At 71.5% G+C, this 2622-nt stretch carries 2 protein-coding genes; both read right to left on the bottom strand.

Annotated features, from left to right (window positions below; genetic code table 11):
* A partial coding sequence (locus R6U01_RS12115) for an efflux RND transporter permease subunit (RefSeq protein ID WP_410286710.1) occupies window positions 1-1221 on the bottom strand: 1221 nt, incomplete at its 3' end.
* A 60-nt stretch (window positions 1222-1281) separates the two neighbouring features.
* A partial coding sequence (locus R6U01_RS12110; protein WP_410286709.1) for a COG1361 S-layer family protein occupies window positions 1282-2622 on the bottom strand: 1341 nt, incomplete at its 5' end.

The following is a 2622-nucleotide window of genomic DNA, read 5'->3' as shown; positions in this document are numbered from 1 at the left end:
TCCGAGCGGCGTCGTTCCGAACTCGGGGATCGGGAGCCGCTCGCGCCAGCGGTCGACGAGCACCTTCGCGGCCGGGAGGAACACCCCGAACACCGCGAGCGTGAACACGATCCCCGCCGCGGCGACGAGCCCGAAGTCGCGGTTCGGCTCGAAGGGGCTCGCCACGTTCGAGGCGAGCCCGAACACCGTGGTGATCGTGACCAGCAGGAAGGCGATCAGCAGCTGGTCGGTCGTGGTCCGCATCGCGTCGGCGATCCCGAGCCCCTGCCCGCGCTCCTCCCGGTAGCGGTTGACGATGTGGATCCCGAAGTCGATCCCGACCGCGAGCAGCAGCGGGAAGACGGTGATGAGCGAGTCGGAGAAGGGGATCCCCGCGTACCCCATGAACCCGAAGGTCCACAGCAGCGAGAGGAGCAGCGCGACGAGCCCGATCGCCATGTCGATCGGGTCGCGGTAGGCGAACACGAGGAAGCCCAAGATGAGCAGCAGCGCGGCGGGGAACACGATGACCGCGGTGTCGGTGAGCAGCGCCGTGACCTCCGACTGGAGGATGCCGTCACCGAAGAGGACGGCGTTCTCCCCCGCGTCGTTGCCCGGCACGGAGTCAACGACGGCGACGCTGCGCGTCTGCAGCTCCGTCACCCGGGCGGTCGTGGCCGCCTCGGGCAGGTCGTAGGAGACGCCGACGATGGCGGCGCCGGCCCGCTGGGCAGTCGGGTTGTAGTCGACCGACACCTGCCCCGCGACGGCGCCCGCCGCGTCGGCGTCCGCGATCGCCGCTCGAAGCTCGGCCGGCGTCGCCTCCTCGACCGCGTCGCGTCGCTCGCTCGGCGTCTCGGCGCTCGGGTCCAGCTGGCGGGCGATCGCGTCGGCGTGGCTACTCGTCGAGCTCACCCGGAGCGTCGACCGCGACTCCAGCCGCTCCTGAGTCTCTAAGATCCGGATCAGCGCCGACCGCGAGAGCACGTTGTCGTCGGTGACGACGACCTGCGCCGACGTCTCGGAGCCTCCGATCGACGTCTCGAACTCCTCGTCGATGTCGTCTAACGCGCGCTGCGCGGGGATGTCTTGGGTGAACTGGTCGGCGCCGGCCGACGTGGTGATCCCGGCCAGTCCGCCGGCGGCGACGACGCTGATCAGGAGGAACACGGCGATGACCGCCACCGGACGCTCCGTGACGAGCTCGTCGACCCGCTCGACGAGCCGGTCGGCCGCAGTCACGCGCTCCCCCGTCCGGGCGGCCGGTCCGCGTTCGATTCGACTGGCTGGTCCGTCATCGGATCACCGCCGCCGATAGAGGACGACCGCTCCCACGACGGCGAGGACGACGACGGCGCCGACGGCGAGCGGGACGAGGGGGAGCCCCCCGTCGTCGGTCGGCTCGGTCACCTCGACCGGGTACTGCGTGACGTCCGAGATCCGGTCGTCGCCGCGCTCGTCGTCGTAGCGGAAGTCCAGCTCGATCGGGTGCGTCTCGACGCTCGCGTCGGAGGCGGCGGCCACCTCGAAGCTGATCTCCTCCGATTCGCCGGGCGCGAGCTCGTCGACGAACGCCTCGTCGTCGGGGGCCGAGAGCGGGCTGTCGGCGTACAGTCCGGCGTTGATCGACGAGAGCGTCTCCGGGCGCTGGTTGGTGATCTCGAAGGTGATCCGCCGCGTCTCGCCGGCCGGGACGGTCACGTTGTCGGCGGCGAGCTCGAACTCGGGCTGCCGCGGCGCGACCTCGATCCGCTCCGTCTCCTCGTCCGCGAGCGTCGCGTCGCCGTTCGTGTACTCGGTGGTGAACCGGAACTGCCGCGGGCCGGGGTCGGCGCTCCCGCTCACGTCGGCGTCGAACGAGAACTCGACCGACTCGCCCGCCGGGACCTCGGGGAGGGCGTACCGCCGCTCCCCGATCGTCACCCGCTCGCTCTGCGGGTCCGCGACGAGCACCGCGTCGTCGACGTCGAGCGGGCCCTCGTTGGTGAGTGTCCCGCTGACCGTCCCCGCGTAGCCGACCTCTAAGCTTCCCTCCACGCCGTCGATCGAGAACGACTGCTCGGGGACCGGCGTCACGCCCGCCCGCGAGGTGGGAGAGGTCTCCTCGATCCCGTCGGCGTCCCGGTAGTCGACCGAGGTGACGAGCGCGTACGCGCCGTCGCCGAAGTCGGGCGAGACGGTGGAGTCGAACGTCACGGTCCGGTTCTCGCCGGGGGCCCAGTCGCCGACGAACGACTCCGCGCTCCCCTCGCCGCCGATCACGGCCGCGCTCCCGGTCGACTGTCCGGTGACGACCGCGTCGCGGGCGACCTCGTCGCCGACGTTCCGAAGGGTGGCGGTGACGTCGCCGCTCCCGCCGACCTGCGCGTCGGTGTCGGTCTCCACGACCGCGAAGCGCGCGCCGTCGTCGACGACGATCGTGACGTCGAAGCGGTCGATCCCGCGCCGGTCTTTGTGGTCGTTGAACTCGGGGATTATCTCGGAGGTGTACCGGTAGCGGGCCGTCACCTCCACCTCGTACTCGCCGTCCGGCACGTCGTCGGGGACCGTGACGTCGAGCGGGACCTGCACGGGGCTCGCGTCGGTCCGCACGTCGCCGACGACCGTGCGCCCGTCGCCGACCTCGATCGGCACGTCGCCGTC

Origin of the sequence: Halorubrum sp., from assembly GCF_046498025.1 — an archaeon.
Lineage (GTDB): Archaea > Halobacteriota > Halobacteria > Halobacteriales > Haloferacaceae > Halorubrum.
This window is presented reverse-complemented; position numbering and strand designations above follow the sequence as displayed.